The sequence below is a fragment of the Halomonas sp. SH5A2 genome, assembly GCF_014263395.1.
Classification (GTDB): Bacteria; Pseudomonadota; Gammaproteobacteria; order Pseudomonadales; family Halomonadaceae; genus Vreelandella.
Genome location: NZ_CP058321.1, coordinates 3,505,816 through 3,530,998 on the forward strand (window position 1 = coordinate 3,505,816; position 25,183 = coordinate 3,530,998).

Here is a 25,183-nt window from a genome sequence, read left to right on the forward strand (position 1 = left end):
CCCATGACGGCATCAGGAGACACCCACGCTATGCAACCGCTGGAAACCACCGATGTGGCAATTATTGGCGCGGGCCCTTCCGGTGCCGCCGCGGCCGCATGGCTCGCCCGGCGAGGGCTTAGCGTCCGGGTGATCGAGCGTAGCCTGTTTCCGCGTTTCTCGATTGGCGAAAGCCTGCTGCCGCAATGCATGGCACACCTCGATGCCTGTGGCCTGCTCGACGCCGCCCAGGCAGGTGATTTCCAGCCCAAGAATGGGGCCGCCTTTACCTGGCGAGACCGTTATGCCGCCGTCGATTTTCGCGACAAATTCAGCCCCGGCCCCGGCACCACCTGGCAGGTCGAGCGCAGCGATTTCGACCAGCGGCTGATCGACGGTGCCCGCCAAGCCGGTGCCGAGGTTGAATTCGAGACACGCGTCGAGGCCTTCAGCGCCGACAGTTACCAGCCGAGTCTCACACTGGTCGATGCAAGCGGTGAGCGTCGCTCGCTTGGCGCGCGCTTCGTCCTGGATGCCAGCGGCTACGGGCGTGTGCTTGCCAAGCTTACCGGGCTCGCCCGCCCCTCGACACTGGCATCACGCTGCGCCTTGTTTACCCACGTCGAGGATCGCATCGACTGCCCGGATCACGACCGTGAGAAGATTCTGATCGGCGTGCACCCGGAGCATCCCGGCATCTGGTATTGGCTGATTCCTTTCCGCAATGGCCGCGCCTCGATCGGCGTGGTGGGCGACAGCGCAACGCTTAAGGCCGAGGGCGTCGATGACCGTCAGCGCCTGTGGCACTTTATCCAGGCGGAACCCCGATTTGCCAAGTTGCTGGCCAACGCCCAGGGCATACGCGATATTGGCCGCCTGGAAGGTTATTCCAGCGATGTTGAGCGCTTGCACGGCCCGGGCTTTGCCCTGCTGGGCAATGCCGGTGAGTTTCTCGACCCGGTGTTTTCCTCCGGCGTGACCATTGCGCTGGACTCGGCAGTGCGTGCCGCTCCATTGGTTGAACGTCAACTCGCAGGAGAAAGCATCGACTGGGATCGCGAATTCGAACAACCGCTGCGACGCGGCATCGCCACCTTTCGTGAGTTTGTCGACGCTTGGTACGATGGGCGCCTACCGCGCATCATCTTTAACGAGCAGCAACCTCCCCGGATCCGTTCGATGATCAGTTCAGTACTGGCGGGCTATGCTTGGGATACCCATAACCCTTTTGTTGCGGCCAGCCGCCGACGGCTCAATACGCTGGCTGAGGCCTGTTCCGACAACACCTTTTCTGATAGAGCGAGGCTTGATTGATGCGACATTGTTTACCTCGTTTGATACTATTGATAGCGGCCCTTCTGGTTCTCGGTGGCTGTGCCGGGCGACCGACGAATGCGCCTATCCCCGCGCTTGCCATGCTGCCGGAGATGGAGACCCAACAACAAAAGCTGACGTTCGAACATGAGCAAGAACGGCGCGTGCTGATCGGCGTTTTGCGTCAGGAAAGTCAATCGCTGCGTCTGGCGCTGCTGAGCCCACAGGGCCAGCGTCTGTTGACGTTGGTGCATGATGACCAGGGAAGCCGCTTTCTCTCTGATGCCTCGTTTGACCCTCCGTTTACCGCCGAGTGGCTCGCTAGTCGTTTAAGCTGGAGCCTATGGCCCGCATCGGCCCTAACGCAGGCCTTTAACGAGGAACCCTGGTCGCTGGAAGAAACAGCCGACGGGCGTACCGTCCGCTACCGGGAGCGCACCATTGCGCGCATCACCGGCGACGCCGACTGCCGACGCATGGACGACCTGGAGGCCGATTACCGCTTGTACATCGCCCCCCTTGACGATGACGCCGACCCGATGGCCACCCCATGCCCAGCCAATTGACCCCGTTGCAGGCACAGCCTTGCCGTCTCTTGCCGCCGGCACTCGTCTGCCCGCTGGGCGACGACCTGGCGACCATAGCCGATGCGCTGTTCAATGGCCGTCGCGGCCTGGTGCGCGACGACACCTTCTCGCCTGGCCGCCCTTTACCACTGGGCAGGGTGACGTGCGTTTTACCCGATGCTGACAGCCTGCCGATGGCGCATCGCTCGCGCAATAATCAGCTGCTGGCCGCCGCATTAAAACAGCTCGAGCCAACAATCGATGCTTTTCGCAAGCGGCATCCCGAGGCGCGTATCGGGGTCGTGCTGGGCACCAGCACCTCGGGTATCGGCGAAACCGAAATCGCCTTGGCACAACGCCAACAGCTTGGCGACTGGCCCGAGGATTTCCGCTATCAGCGCCATGAAATCGGCTCGTCGGCATGTTTCGTTGCCGAGCGGCTTGGCCTCGACGGCCCGGCCTATACCCTGTCCACCGCGTGCACCTCAAGCGCCCGGGCACTGGCCAGTGCCAAGCGGTTGCTGGCAAGCGGCAGCTGCGATGCGGTTATCGCCGGCGGTGCCGACAGCCTCTGCAGCCTGACCGTGAACGGTTTCGCCTCGCTTGAAGCACTCAGCGATAGCCCCTGCCAGCCCTTTTCGGCCAACCGGGACGGCATTAACCTCGGCGAAGCGGCGGCCCTGTTTCTGGTCACCGGTGAAACCGGGGGTATCCAACTCAGCGGCTATGGCGAGACCAGCGACGCCTATCATATTTCCGCACCGCATCCGGACGGTACGGGCGCCATCGCGGCCATGCAGGCCGCGTTGACCATGGCACGACTGTCTGCCGCGGACATCGATTATCTCAATCTGCACGGTACCGCCACCCGCCAGAACGACAGCATGGAAGCCTTGGCCGTCAACCATGTCTTCGGCGACACGCTGCCATGCAGTTCGACTAAGGCGTTGACCGGCCACACCCTAGGCGCATGCGGCGCGTTGGAAGCGGCCTTCTGCTGGCTGACGCTGGATGCCGGACGGTTACCGCCCCATGTGCACGATGGCCAGCTCGACCCGGCACTGCCACCACTGACCTACGCCGCCGCCGTGAAACGCGACTGCCGCCGCGCCCTCAGCAACGCCTTTGCATTCGGCGGCAACAATATCGCCTTGCTGTTGGAACGTGTTGATGACTGATTCCCCGGCCACCCAAAAACCGGCTCTGCCCTGCGATATCGCCCCCTATGTGCCGCATCGCCATGGCATGTGCCTGCTCGACACCCTGCTCGATGTCGGCGATGACTACTTGTACGCCGAGATCACGCCACGCCGGGACGATCTGTTCGCCCACCCGTTGGGCATTCCGGGTTGGGTAGGGCTTGAGTGGCTCGCCCAGGCGGTGGCCGCCTGGGCCGGGGTGCAGGCGGTCATGGGCGGTGACAAACCGAATATCGGATTTTTGCTCGGCACCCGTCGCTACCAGTGCCTGACGCCGCAGTTCGCCTTTGGCCAGCCGGTTCGCATCGAGGTGACTCTCGACTTTCGCGCTGATAACGGCCTAGGCGCGTTTAGCGGACAGCTGCTCGACAGCGAAGGTCGCAAGCTCGCCAGTGCCACACTCAACGTTTTTCAGCCTGAATCCAAAGAAACGCTGGACGCTATTCAATCAGGAAACAACATTCAACCGGGGAGTAACCCATGACCGATACCATTCTGATCACCGGTTCGAGCCGCGGCATCGGTCGTGCCATCGCTCTGCGCCTGGCGCGGGATGGTTTTGATATCGTGCTGCACTGTCGTCAACGCAAGGAGGCCGCTGAGGCGGTTGCCAACGACATTCGTGCCCTGGGGCGCGATGCCCGTGTCTTGTGCTTTGATGTTGCCGACCGAGAAGCGGCACGCGATGCGATTGAAAACGACATTGAAACCCACGGGGCTTATTACGGCGCCGTCTGCAATGCCGGGGTTACCGCCGACGGCGCCTTCCCCGCTCTGTCTGATGAAGACTGGGACAGTGTCATCCACACCAACCTGGATGGCTTTTACAACGTCATCAAACCCCTGGTCATGCCCATGATTCGCCGTCGCGCAGCGGGCCGCATCGTGGTGATGTCCTCGGTGTCGGGGTTAATGGGCAATCGCGGCCAGGTCAACTACAGCGCTGCCAAGGCGGGACTGATCGGGGCGATGAAGGCCCTGGCGGTGGAGTTGGCCAAGCGGAAAATCACGGTCAACTGTGTCGCACCCGGGCTGATCGACACCGACATGACCGACGACCTGGTGACCGAGGAAGCGCTCAAGCTTATCCCCATGCAGCGCACCGGCACCAGTGAAGAAGTCGCCGCCACGGTGGGCTTTTTGTGCTCACCCGATGCCAGCTATATCACCCGGCAGGTTTTCGCCGTCAATGGAGGGATGTGCTGATGCCACACAATACACTACGCCAGGACGGGCTGGGTCGACGAGTCGTGGTGACCGGGATGGCCGGATTCTCACCGATCGGCAATGACTGGCCGGCGATAAAAGCCCGTCTCGCACAACTGGAAAGCGGCATTCAACATATGCCGGAGTGGGCCTGTTACGAAGGCCTCAACACGCGGCTTGGCGCGCCTGTGAGTGATTTTGCATTGCCCGATCACTATCACCGCCGCGCGCTGCGCAGCATGGGTCGCGGCGCCCGGATGGCCACCCGCGCCAGCGAGCTGGCGTTGGCGGATGCTGGGCTCCTCGACTCTCCTCTACTGAGTAGCGGCGACATGGGCATTGCCTACGGCGCCTCGGCAGGTGAACCCGATGCGGTGGCGGATTTCGGTAACATGTTGATCAACAAGTCGACCGATGGCCTCAACGCCAATTCCTATATCCGCATGATGGCGCATACCGCACCGGTCAATATCGGGGTTTTCCTTGGCGTACGCGGCCGTATCCATACGACATCCAGCGCCTGCACATCGGGTAGCCAGGGCATCGGCTACGCCTATGAAGCGATTCGCTTTGGCCGCCAGACAGCGATGATTGCCGGGGGCTGCGAGGAGTTATCGGCCTCCGAGGCCGCGGTTTTCGATACGCTGTTCGCCACCAGTACCCGTAACGATGCCCCACATACCTCGCCCCGCCCCTTCGATGCCGAACGCGATGGTCTGGTGATTGGCGAAGGCGCTGGCAGCCTGATCCTCGAGGAACTTGAGCACGCCGAGGCGCGTGGCGCCGCCATCTACGCCGAGCTGGTCGGCTTTGGTACCAACAGCGATGGCCGCCATGTCACTCAACCCGACGCGGACATGATGGAGCGCGCCATTCGCCAAGCGCTCGACGACGCCGGTTTAGAACCGCAACAGGTTGGCTATGTCAGCGCCCACGGCACCGCCACCGACCGTGGCGATATTGCCGAAAGCCATGCCACACAGGCGGTGTTCGGCTCAAACATGCCTATCAGCGCCTTCAAAAGCTTCACCGGCCACACACTGGGGGCCTGTGGCGCACTGGAAGCCTGGGTAGCGATCGAGATGATGCGCGAAGGCTGGTTCCATGCCACCGCCAATCTTCACCAGCCCGATGATGCCTGCGCGGAACTCGATTATTTACGTGGTGAAGCCCGGCACATCGACTGTGAGTATGTGATGAGCAACAACTTTGCGTTCGGCGGCATCAACACCTCGTTGGTCTTCCGTCGCTGGCCTTGATGCCATATCTCCATCTGATCTATACGCATATGGAGGCAGCGCCAGACGGGGCCGCCCGCTCACAGCGAGGCCGAGAGCTGCTGAGCCTGCTGACCAAGCAACAGGGCATTGACTGCCATATCAACGGCTGGTCGCCCAGGGGAAGCGGGGTGCCGAGACACCCAGCACTTAAGGCCCCTTACCAGGCTAGCCTCAGCCATAGAGACCAGCGGGTACTGGCGGGCGTGTCGAATGTTCCCGTGGGCATCGACATAGAACATGCTCGAGCTCGCCATGGGACACGCTTACCCGCGCTGATTGAGCAGCTGCCTGAGCCCGACGTAAGACGCGCTATTTTAAAGGCAGACGACCCTTTGGCCGCGTTCTACCGTGCCTGGACCTTGCATGAAGCTCTCTATAAGCTAGCCAGCGTTAGTGATGAAAAACCTGCCAGCCTATTCTCGACGCGGCTCTCACTCCTTGCCCCTGAGGGTGACGCGCACGCCTGGCTCTGGCAGTCAAAAGGCTGGACCATTAGCATTGTCACCCATGACCGTGACCTGGATATTAATTGCTTGCCAGGCTTAGCGCTGAGAAAGGTCGTAAACCCTTCACTCTAAACGACGGCTAGACGCTTAAGAAATGCCTCGTTACTGCCAGCACGCCAAGGAGCCCTATGCTGCGTATTTCCAACAATGTGGAGCTGGCTGAATGGGAAATCGAGCTGCACCCCATTCGCGCGCAGGGAGCTGGCGGCCAGAACGTCAACAAGGTGGCCTCGGCCATTCACCTGCGTTTCGATATTCATCGCTCAACCTTGCCGCCCTTCTACAAAGAGCGACTGCTGGCGCTGACCGATCAGCGCATCACCCAGGAGGGCGTGATCATTATCAAGGCCCAGCGCTATCGCACCCAGGAGCACAACCGCGAGGATGCTCTAGCGCGGCTGCGCGAGTTGATTCGCGAGGCGGTCAAGCAACAGAAAACGCGCAAGCCGACAAAACCCAGCCGTTCCGCTAAACGCAAGCGGGTGGATGCCAAAACGCGAAAAGGAAAAACCAAAAATCTGCGAGGTAAAGTAACGCTTTGAGACATGCCGGAGCGGCTGGATAAGCGGACGCTTCATAACAAAGGGCTCTTCATCAAAAAATGAAGGCGTAGATACGCAAAAACCCCGCACTTGGCGGGGTTTTTAAGCTTACCGACGAATCGGTAACCAACGTTACAGCATGTCGATCACGACAGTACTTTAATGTTGGAAGCTTGAAGGCCTTTTTGACCCTGAGTGACGTCAAAAGAAACCTCTTGACCGTCTTGCAGGGATTTGAAGCCTTCAGCCTGAATTTCAGAGAAGTGCGCAAACAGGTCGTCGCCACTTCCTTCAGTAGAAATGAAGCCGTAGCCTTTTGCGTCGTTAAACCACTTTACTGTGCCAGTTGCCATGATCGAAATCCTCGATTTAGCGAAATGTATGCCGGGAAATACCCGAATTGCGATGGGTAGAACAAGAAACTTTCACCAGGCTCAAACACTAAAGATGCTTCGATACTGCTGACTTCGTTCAACTTGCTATCCAACTGCGATCACTTTGCGCTTTCTTAGCCCTCACGTCAACAGCGTGAACGAAAAAGTTTATATACGATGAAAATAGATCTTGCCCGACATTAATTAACACTCGCTTATACGCAACCAGCTCAATTTAATAACGGCTCCCCAACTGGTCATTGTTTTCCCGCACGAGATTACTGCATGCTTGAAACAAGCCATCTCAAGGGGCCCTCATCACCGGAAAACAGCCCTAGTGCCGATAATGTACTGGGTTACCACAACGAGGTGTCTATGCTGTGTTTTTCCTATGGTTCGAACATGTCGACTCACCGACTGATGGCTCGGATTCCGGCACATTTTGTGACCACTGCCAAACTGCCCAATTATCGTCTGGCCTTTCATCAGTATGGCGGCGATGGTTCTGGAAAGTGCGACATCGTACCAGCGTCGGAAGAAGAGGCCGTCTATGGTGTGATTTGGGAAGTCGCGCTTCACCACAAGCCAACGCTGGATGGCTATGAAAACCTGGGCGACGCTTACGATGAAACATGGCTAACCGTAACCGATCTCACCAATCATCGGCCGCTGGACGTTCAGGCCTATTTAGGCAAGGTAACAGCACAAAGGATACGACCATATAGCTGGTACAAGCAGCATGTGATCGCTGGTGCACACGAGCATAAGTTACCGCTCGCCTACATCCGCGCGCTTGAAGAGGTTCAGGCCTGGGATGACCCTGATACGGAGCGTCATGCCCGTGAGATGGCCATTCACACGCCCGGAATTGGGTTGAAGCAACGAGACTGTTGAGCGATTTTTCATCAGTAATACCTATGGAAAGCGGGTGGCCTAGCCTTAGTCGCCTAATTTTCCGACCGGGTTATGTATTCACGGTGGTATTCTGTTAAAAAAGTTACTGCCGTTGGGCGGTGACCCAACAACATTGACCGTCTTCCAGCAGGCGATATGGCTCAACGCTCACCACCTGTCACTGTTGCCAAGGATGTCCGCTGCCTCTCACACTTCATAGGATTCCACATGCCGGTCTATACCAATATCGAAGATCTCCGTCGTCGTTATGTTCGCCGCACGCCCAAGATGTTCTATGACTATGCCGAGTCGGGCAGCTGGACGGAGCAGACCTTTCGCGAAAACACCAGCGACTTCCAGCACATCCACCTCAAGCAGCGGGTGGCCGTTGACATGTCGGGGCGCACCACGCGCAACCAGATGATCGGTGAAGACGTGGCCATGCCGGTGGCCCTGGCCCCGGTCGGGCTGACCGGCATGCAGTCGGCTGACGGTGAGATCAAGGCGGCACGGGCAGCCGAAAAATTCGGCGTGCCGTATACGCTGTCGACCATGTCGATCTGTTCGATCGAAGACGTTGCCGAACACACCACCAAGCCGTTTTGGTTCCAGGTTTACACGCTGAAAGATGACGACTTCATGCGTCGTCTGATCGAACGCGCCAGAGCAGCCAAGTGTTCCGCGATTGTCGTGACAGTGGACCTGCAGGTGCTTGGCCAGCGCCATAAAGACATCAAGAACGGGCTGTCAGCGCCCCCCAAATTGACCCCGCGTTCGATCGCCAACATGGCCACCAAGATTCCCTGGGGGCTTGAAATGCTGCAAACCAAGCGGCGCTCATTTGGCAATATCGTCGGCCATGCCAAAGGGGTGACAGACCCCTCGTCGTTATCAACGTGGACGGCGGAAGCGTTTGACGTCTCGCTGGACTGGAACCGGATTGCTCAGTTCAAGGAATGGTGGGGCGGCAAACTGATCGTCAAGGGCATCATGGCACCCGAAGATGCGCGTCGTGCCGCCGAGATCGGCGTGGATGCCATTATCGTCTCCAACCACGGCGGTCGTCAGTTGGATGGTGCCATGAGCTCTATCCGCATGCTGCCCGCCATCATGGACGCCGTTGGCGACAAGGTGGAAGTGCATCTCGATTCGGGGATTCGTTCGGGCCAGGATGTTCTCAAGGCGCTTGCGCTAGGTGCCAAGGGCACCTACATCGGTCGAGCCTACACCTATGGGCTGGGTGCTGCGGGGGAAGCTGGCGTCACCCGAGCCCTCGAGATCATCCACAAGGAATTGGACACCACCATGGCGCTTTGCGGTGAAACCGATACCCGCAATCTCGGCGAGCACAACCTGTATGTACCTCAAGGCTTTGGCGACCCTACCGTCAAACTCTGATACTAACGTCAAACTCTAAGACTAAGCGGGCGGCTTACTTGCCGCCCGGTTGCACTAGCCACCAAACTTTTGGTTTTCGCCAAGATTCGGTGTCGTGTCTTTTTTCACGTTGGCTTTGGCTACCTCATATAACTGGAACGCCTTGCTCTCCTTGGCTTTCCAGTGCTCACCCATTTGCACCTTGACCTCCAGCAGTGCCACGTCAGGATCGTCCTTGCCTTCCGGGAACCAGGCCGCGATGAAGGGGTTCCAGTATCTTTCAATCAGATCGCGATCATCGGTTAGGTTGGCCTTGCCCGATAGCGACACGTAGACGCCCTCTTCCTGATCGGAAAAGCTCAGGCATACGTCGTGATCGCGCTCGGTTTCCGTTACCTTTTCAGCGCTGCGCCGGGTAAAGAACCACAACGTACCGTCATAGGCATCCTGAACCAGATGCATTGGCCGGGCTCGCGGGACATCGTCATCCAGTGTCACTAGCATGCCGACTTTAATATCTTTGATCATCTTCCATATTTTCTGCTTATGCTCAGGGCTGGACATAGCGTCAACCTCCTGTTGAATAACACCTGATGAATTTAACGCAACCTATACAAGGTTAGCTGCCAATATCATTATCATCAAACTCCATGTCGGCAGTGCGCTAGCAGCTGACGACGGTAAAGCGTCGTGCATTACCAGATTGCGCCGTACCAAAAAAAAGCCTGCGATTTCTCGCAGGCTTTATTAACACTTTTTATTTCAACCACATAGCCAGGCTGGCTCGCTAATGTGACATGGTCATTGCATCTTACATAAAGGCGCTTTGGTCATTTTCCTGCACCCCACCGATGCTGACATCATCACTCAATGTCACCAGCTCTTCTTCAGGGGAAGAGATATCGTTCGCTTCGGTGGACATGGCCATCATCATATCCATGTTCGAAACGCTGGCTGCATTGATGTCAGCGTCACGACTGAGCTGGAACGAGGCAAGGTCCTGAGAGCCACCGTTAAAGGTGAGCCGCAATACCTGGACACCCTCCTCCAGATCAAGGGTCACCGAGGGCCCATCCACATAGGTCCCCCAGGCGCCAGAGTTCGGCACCGAGCTACTTGCCTGATCATAGGTCACCCCACCTTGTTCCACCGACGCTGTAATACTGCGCCCGTTGTTGGGGTTGGAGGTAACGAACGATAGGGTGTGACTACCGGCCTGTTCGACGTTGATGGTGTATTCTACCCATTCGCCGTTTTCAACCCAGCCAATCGCCTCTCCCTGACCGACGATATCCACCGGCTCATCGCGGAAGTTCGTTCCAAATTGCGCCGGGGACAGTTCGTTATACGCCTCACCCTGCTCACCTTCGTCGAACTGTGCCGCATCAAGTGCCAGGCCATCCTCGGCGTCCACCAGCCACGGGGTTCCTCCAGCGTTGAACGCTTGCTGTCCATCTCGCTCCAGGGTGAACGACGCCAGATCCTGGGAGCCGCCACTGAAGGTGAGCCGCAGCACTTGCTCGCCTGCCTCCAACGCGACCTGGGTAGCCTCAGTAGGCTGGAAGTCACCCCAGCCACCGGTGGGTGGTACCACCGAGTCGGCCGATACGTAGGGCGTGCCATCGCCTTTCGTAAAGGTCGCTGTTATGCCACGCTGAGGACCGCTGCCATCACCGAGAGCTGACAGGAACGACAGATCATAGACCCCCGACTGCTGGATATTAAGGGTGTATTCCACCCACTCACCCTCGTCTACCCAGCCGATGGCATCGCCGTCGCCGACGATATCCACACCATCCCCGGGACGCACGGCGGTACCGATCTGGCCGGCATCTGTATCGTTGTAGGCTACGTCCTGACCGCCTTCGTCGTAGTTGACCGCTTCCAGTGTAAAACCACTGCCCACTTGCCAAGGGTCACCGTTATCAGTAAAGGCCTGCTGCCCGTCCTCTACAAGCGGTGGCTCAACAGGCACCAGGTTGAACGATGCCAAATCCATGGGGCCGCCGTTAAAGGTGAGCCTTAGAACCTGCTCCCCTGCTTCAAGCGATACCTGGGTGGTATCGGTCTGGGTAAAGTTAGTCCAGCTTCCCGTTGGTGATACCCCCACCGGCGAAGCCGATACGTAGGGCGCATCGCCCTTGGCGAAGCTCGCGGTAATTGACCGGGCGCCTGGGGTAGAAGAATCCATCGAGGTCAGGAAGTCGAGATCATAAACGCCGTCTTCCGCTACGTTGATGGTGTATTCCACCCACTCGCCGTCCTCAATGAAGCCAATTGCCTGTGATGGCGTGGAGATATCCACTCCCTCGTCGGACCGGAAAGCATCGCCCTGATGGCTAGAATCCGAGTCGTTGTAGGCAACGTCCTGACCGCCATTGTCATAGAAGCGCGCTTCAAGGTTTAGCCCCTCAGCGCCAACTTCCCAGGGTGTTTCGGTGTCGTTATAGGCACTCTGTCCGTCATCCACAGGGGCGACAAAGTCCAGGTTGAACGACGCCAGATCCAGTTGGCCACCGTTGAAGGTCAGACGCAGCACCTGCTCGCCTTCCTCCAGGTCGAAGGTCAACGGGCCCACGGTCTGGAAGCTTGTAAAGCTGCCAGTGTTGGGCAGGTTCTGCACCTGAGTCGGGGTGTAGAAATTGCCATCCTGCTCGAACGCTGCCGTGATGGTCTTACCATCGCTGACCGCCGAGGTTGAGAAGCTCAGGGTATAGACCCCTGCCGTCTCTACGTTCAGGGTGTACTCAACCCACTCGCCGTCAGCGATATAGCCCAGCGCCTCGGTACCGTTCGAGATATCCACTGCCTCATCAGAGCGGAAGGCGGCCCCAAAGTGGCCTGGAGTAGTGTCGTTATACGCCACACCCTGTCCACCGTTGTCGTACAGTTTGCCTTCCAACGCCAGGCCATCGCTGCCCACTGCCCAAGGGGTTTCGTTGTCGTTGAAGGCCGTTTGGCCAACAGGCTCTGGATCTGGTGCGGGATTATCGATGAAGTTCGGTACGCCATCGTTGTCATCGTCGTCGTACAGATCCACTCGGCCATTGCCGTCAGCGTCTTCTGCCCCAGAGGGGTCGTAAGTCGCGACGTTCTTCACCAGGAAGATGTTGTCGTTGTAGTCGTAGTTCACCCCGGCATAGTCCTGAATCACGATATAGGTGTCCGGGATCACGTTGCCGTTAGCGTCCTTGGCCACATAGACGCGAATCAGGTGGCCGTCGTTCTCGTCCCAGTTGAGGTTGGTGCCTGGGTTTCCGATCTCATCGACGGTGTCTTCATAGAGGTTGGCATCCGGATCAGACCAGGAAATATAGCCCTGACGACCGGATATCTCGGCGAAGAAACCAAAGGGCTCGTCACGGTCGAGCGTCGTCGTGGTCAAGAGGTTGCCGTTGTTGAGCGTACGCGGCAGGAGCGTCTGACCGTCGGCCTCGTCGTGGGCCAGAATCTCGTCGAGATTGCGGCTATCCACATCGTGAATAAACAGTCGAGCCACGTCACCCTGAGTATGGTAAGCCGCCAATTGGGTGATTTTGATCGGCGAGCTACCGTCGGCACGCTGGAAGTACGGTGACAGAATCTCATCGCCGTTGGCTTCCACCAGTCCCCCCTTGTTCATCTGCCCCTCGGCCACATTAGTGGTGTAGCCGAAAGCGTTGATAATCTCCTGAACGAGGGGCTCCTGACCGCTCTCAGACTGGTTCTGCGCCAAACCGGCGAGCTGGATGACCTTCTCGCCCTCGTCGGCATCGCTTGAGTTGATGACCAGACTGGCCTCGTACAGGCTGGCATCATTCGGGTCGTCGGCGATGAAGCGCACGGTGACGTCGATGGACTCGCCCGGCTCCAAGTTTACCGCCGAGAAGGCCTCGGTGAGTTCGAACAGCGCCGTATCACTGACTTCGACACTATTGATATCAAGGGTCTCGAAGCCGTCGTTGCGCAGCGTGATGGTGACTTCGTCGTGCACTTCTTGCGCGACGTTGGCCGGATTCTCGATGCGCGACATCACCAGGCGATCATTGGACGGCACGCCGTCGTTGTTGATCACCGTGAGCTCACCACCGGCCACCGGCGTCACGCCCTCGATGACGAACATATTGTCGTTGTAGTCATAGTTGATGCCGGTGTAGTCCATGATGCCCAGATAGGTATTGGGAATCACGTTGCCATCGGCATCGAGTGCCCGGAACATGCGCACCGTATAGCCGCGCTCGATACCCTGAGCATCGGCCGGCGGCGTACCACCACCCTGGGGGTTCAACGACGGGTCGGTGGACAGGTTCGCCACCTCGATGCCAAACACCCCCTGGCCAGTCCAGCCACCGGGAATATCGGCAAGCGAGAAGCTCGCGGTGGCAAAATCACCATTTCCCTTCACCGGCAGAAGGCTCTGGTTATTATCCCCCGCATGGTTGCTGAAGATGATGTCCTGATTTTTATTACCGGGGTTATGGATGCCCAGCGTTGCTCCTCCGTCACCATGGTAGGCTGCCAACTGAGTGATCTTCGCCTCCCCTGCTCCGTCAGCCAACGTCCAGTAACGCGACAGCACTTCGTCGTCGTTAACGGGACGGTAGAGATCGAAGTCATTCAGGACCGAGTTCTCACCGCCACCCACAGTGGTCAGGCCATCGATACGGTTTCCAAAGCCAAATACCTCCCATACTTCATTGACGTTGGGCTCCCAGCCACCCTCATCACGCGCTTGCCAGAAGCCCGCCATGTGAATTTCGGCAATCGGTGAGTCAGCATCATTGGTAAGCAAGCGGATGCGGCCTTCAAAGACACCGTCGCCAGCGTCGTTGTTGGGTGCCGTGTAGCTGTCACGGTCGAACAGCACCGTCACATCCAGCGACTCACCGGCGGCGAGCGTCAAGCCTTCAAAGGCGCTCGGGTCTTCCAGCACGAACGGGCCATCGATATCTGCGTCGAGAATCGCAAGCTCAGTGGTGCCGGTGTTGGAGATCGTGACGGTGGCACTCTCCTTGAAGTCACGATCGTCATTGGAGGCGCTGTTGTTTTCCAGGTAGCTAAAGTGCAGCCGGTCGGAGTAGTAAGCAGCATCACCACTCTGCACAGCGATATCGGCACCTGCGTCCCCGGTAAGCGGTGTTACATCGAGGTAATCCAGCTCATCGGCACCATCAGCGCTGGAGACGACTCGCAGGTTATACTCGATACCCGCTTCCAGCTCGACGTAGGTCGACTGCTCGCCAGCATCACCACTTCCCGGATAAGCGAACTCGTCCAACGGTCGACCGTTAAGGGTCAGCGTCAGCTCACCACCGTTGTTAGCCCCAGCATTCGCCGCCAAGTCGAGCTTGTAGGCACCGTCTGCATCCACTGTAAAGTAGAAGTCGGCGGTCAGGTCGTTAATCGTTCTCGCGCTATCGCCGCTTTCAAGCTCAATGCGCGCGCCCTCGGAGACATCGGCATACACCGGCATGAAGTTATCTGTCGGTACGTCAGGCACCCTTAGCAGGTCGACATTGGGTCCATTGGCCCCCGGCGCCGTCACGCTGATGGTGTTGCTACCCGCTTGCAGATTGACCAACAACTCCTGGAAGAACCAGTTGTTTTCGGCCTCATTGCTCTGACCTACAAAGTTGACCTGGCCCAGATTGACGCCGTTAACACTGAGCGCCATCGGGCGGTCGGCCTTGCTGGCCGCCAGGGCATAGCGGAAGCCAACCTCGTAATTGCCGGTTTCATTGACATCGACGGTCCAGGTAATGGTCTGGTCACCTGTTCCATCGAAGTCGACGAAACCATCGCCGGAGGCGTTACGGTCATCGACGCTTTCTGGCACCAAAACCGGGCCGTCAAGCGAGGCATTCTCGGCCTCATAGTCCGTGAAGCCTGGCGTGGTGTCCTCGGGCGCTTGTAGAACCTCCAACTGATCGATATTGGGGCCGGTATTGTTTGTGGCCTGCAAGCGCACGGTGTTTTCCCCGACAACTAACGACGCCTCGATATCCTGTATCATCCATTCAGACCAGCGCTGGTCTGTATCGACGATACCAGCCGGCGCGGGGCCGAAGTTATAGACGCCAACGCTCTGGTTGTTGACGAATACTTCTAGAGGTCGATTAACCTCGCTGCCGTTAGCGTAGCGGACGCGCAATACCGAATCACCCGCATCTCCAGCGGCTAAATTGAAGCCGAAGGTCATGAAGTCGGCATTGGTGTCGCCATAGTCCGCATAGCCGCCGGGCACCCCGTCACTGCCATCGGTATTGCCGTCTAGACCAAAGGCGCCGGGGCGCAGGCCGTTAGGCAAATCCTGGTTGGTTTCGGGGTTGTCGATGTCACGAATCTGAATCTCAGCGTCAGCAATCGTCACTGAAGTGCCATCGTTCGGGGTGTTGTCTTCCGCTTGGATAACCAGCAGCGATACCAAATCGTCACCGGGTTCCGGATTGGGATCCACGGGATCCACCACTCCACCCGGAGCCGGATCGAGGCGGATGATCTGACTCTGCCCATTGCCGCGATTAAGCGTCAGTACATATAGCTGTCCGGTGGCAGGGTTCTCGATAATATCCAGCGGGTCAACGTAGGTGATAACGTTTCCGTTAGGGTCGCGCAGCACATCGTCGCCGATCACGTTGCCGTTGGCATCGAGAGTAATGCTACGCACATCGTCACCGCCTGAATACTCGGTGAACAGCACGTTGCCCTGCAGGTTGCCGCCGAACACATTGCTGGTGTACTCCACGGCCCCGTTGGGTGAACGGTTCTCACCCAGCGAATAGACGCCGGAAATATCGTAGTTACCCTCGGGATTGGTCCCTGTCGGATAGCGGTCCACCTGGTTAGGGTCGCTGCCACCGGTCGGGTTACCACCGTTCATGATGTACTCATCACGCAACGGGTTGGGATGTCCGTAATAGCCACCCTCGACAACCTTGAACAAGTAGTCGTCCTGCTTCTCAACGTTGGTGTAGCGCTCGTTCTCCGGTGTTGAGGGATCGTCCGGTACATTGCCGCCCGCCGCCGAGCCATTGGTTGGCACGTACAGGAAGCCGTTGGAATGCCACACCAGGTCGTAGGCGTTACGCGCCCCGGTGGCGAATATGGTCAGCACCGCGTCTTCGGCATAGGGGTCGTAATAACTTTGCAGCACGTTGCCGTCGGCGTTTTGTACCGTGGCCACGCCACGCTCATCGAACACCAGGAACTCGCCGTTGCCCATGGAGATAGGATCATCCTTGGGATGGCCGTCAGGGTCATCGAAGCGGGTGTTTTGGCCGTTGTCGGGCACAGGCTCGGTAGAGACATCAAAGCCCCCGGGAGGCGCGTCACGGGTCGGGTCGATCTCCATCACCGCCGCGTTGAGCAGTCGCTCAGGGCGATTACCCCAGGCGCTATCCGGCTCACCCATCGCTGAGTTGGAACCCTGGATGAGATACAACAGATGCGTCGGCACATCGGGATTGTTGGCCGCGTCGTAATCCGGGTTTGCGCGGAACTCGAGGCTGTTGGTCACGTGGTCGCCGTTGGAACGCGGCAGGCCAGTGATATAAGGCTCAGCAGTACCGGAGAAATCGCTGCCACCATCAAGGGTGATTTTGGTGATCTGGCCGCTGAATTCCGGCACGCCGTTATCGCGCCCATTCAGCGGGATCGGGTAGTTGTCGGTGATCCACAGCACGTTCGGGTCGGTGGGATCCACCACCAGGCCGATGATGCCACGTTGCTGACTCTCCCCGGGCTGGTCAAAGTAATCGTTCGGCAGGCTCAGCTCCTGGCGGTTAATCAGGGACCCGTCGCTTGGATCGATATCGAAGCGCAGGATCTGCCCGCCGATGGTCGCCACATACATGGTCGAGCCGTCGGAGGTAATCTCCAGCGACGTGAAGCCAAAAGCATTATCCGCAGCACCGTTGAGTTCAACCACATCGTTGAAGGCCACATCGCGGGCGACCACCTCCGTCTCTTCACCGGTCACGAAGGTGTTGGTGTACTTCTGGAACTCCCGGGTCGGGGCATCAGCATCATCGTTGGGGCCACGATCCCGGAAGCCATCAATCACCAGGGTATAGCTGGTGAAAGGTTTCAGCGTTTGGCTTGGCGAGATGGTCAATGAATCGAAGCCACCGGTCGTGTTGACGTTGAAAGAGATTTCCTCGCCGGTAACCGTTTCGAACAACTTCACCGAACCATCATTGAGGCTTTCAAGTAAAGCGCCGCCGCGGCCATCGACCACCGAAATACCCACAAAAATATCCGAGGTTGGGTCGACTCCAGTAGGAATAGCGCCGTCCTCTGGGTCGAGACCGACCTCCACTTCATTCTCCCCCACACCGGCAATGGCACGCGCGTCGGTGAAGAAGGCATAGTCTTCCGGTGCTTCGCGAGCGTCATCTGGCGTCAGGTCCGGCAGCGACTGGATTTCGATATACTGGATCTCGGTGTTCTCGTTATCCAGCCCCAAAGAGTCCAGCGTCAGTCGACCGTCGGTAACCTGCACGATGCGGGTCACGAGGTCGGAACGCGCACCTTCGGTGTCGTCGCCTGGGTTGGCGTCTGCCGGGAAGTCGTCCGGGCGGAAGGGGGTGAAGGGGTCGTTGAAAAGTTCGCCTTCGGCATTCAATACGTTACGGCTATCATAAGGCCCGGAGGTGTCACCAATTGAAATGGTCACCTCGTAGTAGCCGTCTTCCACTTCCATCTCCCAGCCGGCGCGCACATAGTCGCTTCCGGGCTGGTCGAAGTGAGCGTAGGTGCCCTGACGCGTGTCGAGGCCAGCGATATCATCGGTACGGTCGTTGACCGCCACGCTGGTTAGCTCGCTGATATCCAGCGGCGTCGTGCCGGGTTCGTTGTCGTAGATCGATTCCTCTGTCACCCAGCCATACTGGTAGGACTGACCGTCGATAGTCACCGACTGAGTGCCGAAGGCTTTGCCGTTATCGGCAATATAGCCTTCGGGTACTGCCACCCCCTCGGGCTGGAAGTTGATCTTCACAGAGAAGCGGTCGATGGGCTCAACCACGTCCGGCGGTTCAACACCATCCCGCGTGACGCTAAGGCTATCAATATTAGGGCCGTTGGCGGACAGATTCTCCAGGCGGATGGTGTTGCTGCCCGCCTCAAGCTCAACTTCGATAGTGGCTTCCTGCCAGTTCAACCAGCCGGCGTTGCCTTCACCCGTAATGGGGAAGGCCATCTCACCCTGCGACTCGCCGCCCACCAGAATATTCATGGGCCGGTCAGCACCGTCTCCACCGCCATTGGTGTAGCGCACGCTCAGGGTATAGGTACCGGATTCCTCAACGTTCACTTCGAAGAAGGCCGCGTCACCGACTTCGCCACCCATGTCGAGGTAGCCAGTACCGGTATAGCCATCCCATAGCCCACCAGCCGCTTCGTTGGTTTCAGGATTATCGGCGTCACGCACCACTGTATCCGGGGTAGGCTCATCATCGTCGATCGACAGGGCTTCTCCCTGAATTTCGAACAAGAAGGGCTCGGCCGGCGGTTCGCTGCCATCGTCCTGTTGGTAGTTGAAAGTGATCTGGTCGACGTTGGGGCCGTTGCCCACTCCGCCGTTGGCCGCGGTAGGGATGGTCAGCGAGAAGGTATTGGCGCCTTCGTTAAGCGTTACCTCTACTTCCTGCTCCAGCCACTCATTCCAGGGGTCGTTAACGCCATCGTTCGGCGCATTGGCAAAGGGAACCTGAGGCTGCTCAGCGCCATTAACCGCCAGATCCAATGGACGAGGCGCTGCGCCACCGTTGGCGTAACGGATAGTGGCCGTATAAGTACCCGCCACTGGCGCATCGAGGTTGAAGGTAATTTGATCGCCGGCATCGGTGCCGAAGTCCAAGTAGGCGTCACCGACGGCTCCCTCACGGAAGTTACTAAAATCATCGGGATTGTCTTCATCTACCACGCGCGTCACGGCCCCTTGGGCAGTGCCGCCGACGTCGGTAACGATGGCGTCTTCACCTTGAACAGTAAAGGGCTCAACCACTACATTGCCATCGCCAATGATCACACTTTCGTTCGCCTGGGCCTCATTGCCCACAGCGTCGGTGACGATGAGCGTCACGGTAACATCACCACTCTCGCCGCTGAGATCCACCGTAATATCGCCGTTCGCCGCTGGCGTCACGGCTGTACGAGTGACGCCACCATCGAGGCTGATTTCGTAGGTAACGATGTCGTCATCGGCACCGGCCACATTAAACAGCGCCGCATCAAGCTGACCGGGTTCCAGGGTATCGGCAGCAGCGGTCAGGGTCAGGTTGCCATCTTCATCTGCGCTGTCATCGACGGGAATGGGGCCGGTGCCCCCTTCAGTGATTTCGATGCGATCGATATTGGGACCGGTGGTCGCACCTGCCGGTATCGCCAGTTCAATGCTGTTGGCACCCGCTTCAAGGCTCACGGTAACCGTCTCGAACAGCCAGTTGTCGAAGCCCTCTTCGGGCCCGGTGCCGTCTGGGTCGGTGGCCAGCATATCGAGCACGACCGGCGTACCGCCATTGATGACCAGATCTAGCGGACGATCAGAGTTGGTCGCATAGCGCACGCTGATGTCGTACTCACCCGCTTGGGCCACATCGACCTGCCAGGTGACGTTGTCGCCGGCGGTATCGCCGAAGTCCAGATAGCCAGTGCCGGTAAAGCCCGGGCGCAGGCCGTTCTCTAAATTCGGATTATCTTCGGGGTTGTCCGCATTGCGAACGGTGGTGTCATTGTCATTGGCGTCGGTATCGAGGCTAGTCACCGTTCCATCCTGCACCTGCAGGCTAATTGGCGAGAACGGGGCTTCATCGACGTCATCGACGGTGACCTCAAGGGTCTGGACGTCGGTAAGGTCGCCATCAGTGACGGTCACCTCTACTTCGTAAACGCCATCTTCATCGTCATCCACCGGCAGCTCGAAGTCGCGGGCGCTGGTGAAGCTCAGCACGCCGGTCGTTTCGTCGATGGTAAACAGCGGCGCATCAATGCCTCCGGTGATCGCGAACACGGGGGCATTGAGCCCAGTGGTAACACCATCCTCGTCAACGACGGGAATCGCACCGATCTCGGTCAGGTTTTCATCAACCGAGTAGGCGACCTGATCAATCAAGATGCTTTCGTTAAGATCCGACACTGTAATCAAGGTGTCCTGCGAGACGCTGTCTTCACCGTCGGAGACGGTCACGGTCAGCTCATAGACACCGTCTTCATCGCTGTCGGCGGCAAGCTCTGCGTCTGGCGGGTTAACGAACGCAAGTTCTCCACTTACTTCGTCATAGGTGAACAGTGCCGCATCAGCGCCGGACAGCGTCACGGTCAGACTGTCGCCATCGGCATCGTCAACCACCAGGCTGGCCACGGCTGACGTGTTCTCGTCAACACTGACATCGGCCGCCAGCCCCTCAATCGTCGGCGCCGCGTTGACCGGCTCCTCGATACGCTCGAACACCAGCGAGTCGACGCGCATCAGTTCGCCACCGGCACCGCGAAGCTCAAGGCTTGCCAGGTCACCGGCGGTGACCTCGAAAGGCGTTTCGAAGACAATTTCCTTGCGGTTACCGCTCTGACCCGCGTTACCACGAGGGCCGTCGCCCACAATGGTGCCGAAGTCATCGTTAAGCACGACATCGGAACTCAGCGTATCGCTTGCGGCGTTGCGCGCTTGGAGGACGGTATCGCCGACGGTCAGGGTTAATGCGCCCTCGCCATCGTTCTCATCGAACACATAGAGCCGAGCGGTGTACCAACCTGGCTCTACGCCTCCGGCTGACAGGTCCGTCGCAATATTGGCGGGGGTATTACTGGTGAGTCGGATCAGCTGTTCGTTGGACGCAAACGCACTGCCGGTCACGATCAGATTGGACGCATCGAGATCGGTGAAGTTTTCCGCCTCGATAGTGATGGCATCCCCCACCTGAGTACCTTCGATGATGAAGCTCAGCGTCTGGGTGCCCGACAGCCCCGCCGGATCGGTAGCACGAATCACGACGTCGAAATTGCCCCCCTGGCTTGGAATGCCTTGAATAACGCCATCCACCACTTCAAGACCGGCAGGCAAGTCCTCGGCGGAAAGCGTCAGACTATCGCCGTCAGGGTCGGAGAACAGGGACGCAAAATCCGCCAGCGGGATCTGGATAAAATTCTCGCCCACTTCGCCAAAGTACGGTTCAAGTGCCACTGGCTCCGCCACAGGGGCGTCATTCACGTTCTCGACGGTCAGCGCGAAGTTGGTCGAGGTAGTGGCGGTACCGTCATCGGCTGTCACCGACACGGTATAGTTGCCCGGCGCTAGGCCTTCAAGGCTACCGGTGAGCACCTGATCGGCCACGCTCAGGCCAGCGGCCGTCACCGGCTGGCCTGAGCCGTCGGTTATTTCAAAGCTGAAGCTGAGCGTATCGCCATCATCATCGATAAAGGGCAGATCGACTTCGATATTCGAGCCTTCATCAAGGCTGAGATCGGCGATACCGCCGCCAACTACTCGTGGAGCGCTATTCGTGTCGTCGACATCGGCTTCCGACAGGCTGACGGCGCTAAAGCTCGCGCTGCCCTTGGCACCCAAATCATCGTCGTTAACGAATACCAGCGAATCAATGGTAGTGCCCGCATGAGCCGACAGGTCAATGGTGAAACGGAATGTGCCGTCACCGTTATCGACCCCCTGCCCGCGCAGGTCCACAAACCCACCCTGAGTCTGAGTACCGCCCAGTTGGTAGACGCTGTTGCCGCCGTTAAACGGATTAGCGTCAGCATCGAAACCAATCGCGACAATTTCTGGCACCGGCGAACTTGAAATAGCCAAGTCCAGCGTCAGCAGTGTATCGCCGGTAATGGTGTAGCTGCTCGGCAGCTCTGCCCGTTTCCAGACGTTATCATTCAGAGTAAGCGTGGTGCCTTCATCCTCCACCGCAGCGCCGGTACCGCTTGCCGGGTTGTCCTGCGTGTCGTTGTAGGCGCTGATGGTCGCGTCATTGAAGGTCACATCGAGCGCCACCGGCGCCGGATCGGTCGCCCCAGCCAGCGTCACTGTGTCTGCTACGCTGGCTTCGTTACCGGCTGCATCAGTCACGATAAGCGTCACCGTCACCTCGCCTGGGCTCTGCCCCGAGAGATCGACGGACAGGGTATCGCCTTCGCTGGTGGCAGACTGACGCGTTACGCCGCCGTCGAAGCTGACCTCAAGGGTCGAGTCGGCGTCGATGCCCGCAACACCAAACACCACTGAGTCGCTGTCGCCCGCCTCAATGTCGGCATCCGGGCCGTCAAGCGCCAAATCACTGCTTTCATCGGCCGTAGTATCAAGGGTAAGGTCCAGCGTCTGCTCGACACGGTTGCCGAAGGCGTCCATGGCGATCAGGGTCGCCGTGAGGTCGCCATCAGCCTGACCGGACAGATCCAGCGTGAAGCTGCCATCCGGGTTCGGCGTGACGTCTTCGACGGTAACACCGCCATCGAAGCTCACCCCGACAGATTCGATGTCATCATCAAGCCCGGTCACGCTGAAGCCTGCCTCGCCAGCGGTTGCGCCATTAATCACGAGATTGTCTGCGCTGAAAGCCAGTGGCGTGCCATCCGCATCAGCCTGTACATCGCCTACCGGGCCGCTGCCCGCAGTGGTCACTTCCAGGCGATCAAGGTTTGGACCGCTATTGGCACCCGAAGGGATGCTCAGGGTGATGATATTATCGCCCGCTTCCAGGGCCGTCGTAAGGGTTTGATAGCCCCAGTGATCGAAGCCTTCCTCGGGGTCGCTGCCATCAGGATCGGTAGTGGCGAATGTCGGGGTGCTTACCGCGGTTCCGTTGACTGCCAGATCCAGCGGTCGAGAGCCGTTACTGGCATAGCGGAAATTCAAGTCGTAGCTGCCCGCTTCTGTCACGTTCACGGTAAAGGTCAGGCTATCCCCCGGCACGGCACCGTAATCGACATAACCGGTACCGGAATAGTCAGGGCGCAAGCCCTGGAAGCCTCCTGTCTCAGGATTTTGGGCATCGCGCACCAGTGTCCCGGCATCGTTGCCAGCGCCCGGCTCGGCGGCTTCAGCCTGAACGACAATAGGTTCGATCACCGGATCAGCCGGATCCACTGGGTCTGCCGCGAGCAGCGACACCTCAATCTTGTCGATATTGGGGCCGTTACCGGCACCGCCCAGGCGCAGGGTGTTAGTGCCTGCGGCCAAGGAAACTTCCATTGTCTCGGTGGACCAGCCTTCCCATTGGCTTGGGGCGGGATCGCCTCCAGGCAAATTCTCCGTTGGCACATCGCTGACGTCGTCCGGGTAGTAAACGGGCGCACTTGTCGCCTCAAAGGCGAATTCTCCAAGCGGGGTAAGCACCTCGCCATCGACCAAGGACAGATTCAGCGGACGACCGCCACTTGTCGCATAGGTCACGGTGACGTTGTAGGTACCGGAGTTGACGACGTCCAAAGTGAACTCGCCATAGGCATCGGCATTGCCGAATGCCCAGTCGAGATAGCTTGCGCCCTCGGCGCCCACCCGGAAGATCTCAGTGCCGTCGGTTAAATCGGCGATATTACCGACGGTGACCACCCGGTTGGTGGTGCCCTGATCGACATCGGAAGATGGCGAAACCGTCATGTCTTCACCCTGAATCACGTAAACATCAGGGTCGGGCGCGCGTACTTCCAGATAGTCGATGTTGGGGCCGCTGGCGCCGTTGGACGTGAAGGTGACGGTGTTCTCACCCGCTTCAAGCTGTACGCGAATCGTGCGCTCGCCGAAATCGCTAAAGTCGGTGGAATCGCCTGTCAGTGTGGTGCTGGGCAGGTCGAACATGCGATCTACCAGTTCGTCGTTGACGTCCAGCCGCAGCGGACGGTTTCGGTCAGAGCCGTCGTCGTTCTGGCTAAGCGCATAGCCCAGCGCCAGGTCGTATTCTCCCGCTTCGACCACGCTGAAGGTGAACGTCAGCGTCTCACCCCCGTTAACACCGTCGCCATAATCCACGTAGGCCTGACCATCGGCGTTGACAGCATTTGGCTGGCTGACGGGGTCATCGACGACGTTGATGCCAGTTCCCGAAGTGACGGCTGAAGCACCATCGGTATCATCGGCATCTTCGGCCTGTATCCGCAGCGTTGCAAAGGTGGCGGGGGTCACGGCCAGGGCCATAAGCGGGCTATCGTCAGCTTGCGGAAGGCCCGTTTCATCTGCCTCTAGCGACGTAAGTGCGGCAATGCCAGGTTCGGAGGTGGGAGGGTCCACTGGCTCAGCGTCCGCTGTGTCGGTCTCATTCCCGGAAACCACATCGAGCTCAACAGCCATATCCGAGTCAGGTATCAACCGGCCGCGTTCATCCATAGCTTCCAGTCGCATCTTTAGCCTTCCCAGTGCAGGCATTGGTAGTTTTTCGAAGATGAAGGGGCGCTCGAAGCTTTCAAAGACTGATGTCTCATTGCGAGCGTCTTCCCAAGCCAAGCGCATTGACTTGATAGACGATTCCCAGGGAGAGGGGGATGGCATCACATGTAACTGGTTGTCACTGAAGGTATCTCTACCCCAGCGCCCACCTTCACGAACGGAACCTAGAAGAGACTTGGCCTGGTTAGAAAAGAAAGACATTGAATACATGATCCACCCCACGGTTTTAATTAGACTTTTCAAGCACACCAAGACGGGCACTTGCGAGTACTCCCGGACCTATTTCCTGACTATCTCTTTCCGCTCTAAGCACGCCTATAGCGTGACCAATGCGCAAGGTTAGGCCGACTATCGATGAGTCTAACCTGGCTTTTTCAGGTGGCAAGGTGATGTCATCGGCGCTACTTTGTATCAAAATGTTACAAAAATACATCAAAAGCTTTTAATATAAATATTTTAAATCAATGCGTTACTTAAACTAATACAAAAAAGTGTAACGTTTCGCGAACTAAAAATGACAAACAAAATAAGTGAATATGCTTAGTAAAATCACTTAATCACCTAACAGAAAATATTGATGAA

At 58.3% G+C, this 25,183-nt stretch carries 13 protein-coding genes; 10 read left to right on the plus strand and 3 right to left on the minus strand.

Features of this window, described 5'->3' with window-relative positions:
* Window positions 1–3: 3 nt before the first annotated feature.
* From HXW73_RS16175 to arfB, 8 genes are read left to right on the plus strand one after another with little or no spacing between them, the layout of a single operon-like run.
* Complete coding sequence (locus HXW73_RS16175; protein ID WP_240538660.1) at window positions 4–1,293, plus strand: NAD(P)/FAD-dependent oxidoreductase; 1,290 nt, start codon at window positions 4–6, stop codon at window positions 1,291–1,293.
* Entirely contained in the window at window positions 1,293–1,859 is a 567-nt protein-coding gene (locus tag HXW73_RS16180) for a DUF3261 domain-containing protein (protein ID WP_186254058.1), read from the plus strand. Before HXW73_RS16175 ends, HXW73_RS16180 begins: the two co-directional genes overlap by 1 nt.
* Window positions 1,844–3,037 (plus strand): beta-ketoacyl-[acyl-carrier-protein] synthase family protein, encoded by a 1,194-nt coding sequence (locus HXW73_RS16185; protein WP_186254059.1) that lies wholly within the window; start codon window positions 1,844–1,846, stop codon window positions 3,035–3,037. Before HXW73_RS16180 ends, HXW73_RS16185 begins: the two co-directional genes overlap by 16 nt.
* On the plus strand, window positions 3,030–3,542 hold the full coding sequence (locus tag HXW73_RS16190; protein WP_186254060.1) for a hotdog family protein: 513 nt from the start codon (window positions 3,030–3,032) through the stop codon (window positions 3,540–3,542). The genes HXW73_RS16185 and HXW73_RS16190 overlap by 8 nt, the downstream gene beginning before the upstream one ends.
* On the plus strand, window positions 3,539–4,264 hold the full coding sequence (gene fabG, locus HXW73_RS16195) for a 3-oxoacyl-ACP reductase FabG (protein WP_186254061.1): 726 nt from the start codon (window positions 3,539–3,541) through the stop codon (window positions 4,262–4,264). Before HXW73_RS16190 ends, fabG begins: the two co-directional genes overlap by 4 nt.
* Window positions 4,264–5,523 carry a beta-ketoacyl-ACP synthase gene (locus tag HXW73_RS16200; protein WP_186254062.1) on the plus strand — a complete coding sequence of 420 codons (1,260 nt, stop codon included), beginning with the start codon at window positions 4,264–4,266 and terminating at the stop codon, window positions 5,521–5,523. Before fabG ends, HXW73_RS16200 begins: the two co-directional genes overlap by 1 nt.
* Window positions 5,523–6,122: a 4'-phosphopantetheinyl transferase family protein gene (locus HXW73_RS16205; RefSeq protein WP_240538661.1), complete on the plus strand. Its 600-nt coding sequence runs from the start codon at window positions 5,523–5,525 to the stop codon at window positions 6,120–6,122. The genes HXW73_RS16200 and HXW73_RS16205 overlap by 1 nt, the downstream gene beginning before the upstream one ends.
* A 56-nt stretch (window positions 6,123–6,178) precedes the next feature.
* Window positions 6,179–6,592 carry an alternative ribosome rescue aminoacyl-tRNA hydrolase ArfB gene (arfB, locus tag HXW73_RS16210; RefSeq protein ID WP_186254063.1) on the plus strand — a complete coding sequence of 138 codons (414 nt, stop codon included), beginning with the start codon at window positions 6,179–6,181 and terminating at the stop codon, window positions 6,590–6,592.
* 146 nt (window positions 6,593–6,738) lie between these two features.
* Here arfB and HXW73_RS16215 read toward each other — a convergent pair whose 3' ends face one another.
* Window positions 6,739–6,945 carry a cold-shock protein gene (locus HXW73_RS16215; protein ID WP_186254064.1) on the minus strand — a complete coding sequence of 69 codons (207 nt, stop codon included), beginning with the start codon at window positions 6,943–6,945 and terminating at the stop codon, window positions 6,739–6,741.
* Between the two features lie 306 nt (window positions 6,946–7,251).
* Here HXW73_RS16215 and HXW73_RS16220 point away from each other — a divergent pair, with 306 nt between their 5' ends.
* Together HXW73_RS16220 and HXW73_RS16225 are read left to right on the plus strand one after the other, a co-directional pair.
* Window positions 7,252–7,860 (plus strand): gamma-glutamylcyclotransferase family protein, encoded by a 609-nt coding sequence (locus HXW73_RS16220; protein WP_240538662.1) that lies wholly within the window; start codon window positions 7,252–7,254, stop codon window positions 7,858–7,860.
* Window positions 7,861–8,088: 228 nt separating this feature from the next.
* Window positions 8,089–9,258 (plus strand): alpha-hydroxy acid oxidase, encoded by a 1,170-nt coding sequence (locus tag HXW73_RS16225; protein WP_085919671.1) that lies wholly within the window; start codon window positions 8,089–8,091, stop codon window positions 9,256–9,258.
* 54 nt (window positions 9,259–9,312) lie between these two features.
* Here the strand turns inward: HXW73_RS16225 and HXW73_RS16230 are convergent, their stop codons facing one another.
* Together HXW73_RS16230 and HXW73_RS16235 are read right to left on the minus strand one after the other, a co-directional pair.
* Window positions 9,313–9,801 (minus strand): pyridoxamine 5'-phosphate oxidase family protein, encoded by a 489-nt coding sequence (locus tag HXW73_RS16230; protein WP_186254065.1) that lies wholly within the window; start codon window positions 9,799–9,801, stop codon window positions 9,313–9,315.
* Window positions 9,802–10,048: 247 nt separating this feature from the next.
* Window positions 10,049–24,802: a carbohydrate-binding protein gene (locus tag HXW73_RS16235; protein ID WP_186254066.1), complete on the minus strand. Its 14,754-nt coding sequence runs from the start codon at window positions 24,800–24,802 to the stop codon at window positions 10,049–10,051.
* Between the last annotated feature and the right edge of the window lie 381 nt (window positions 24,803–25,183).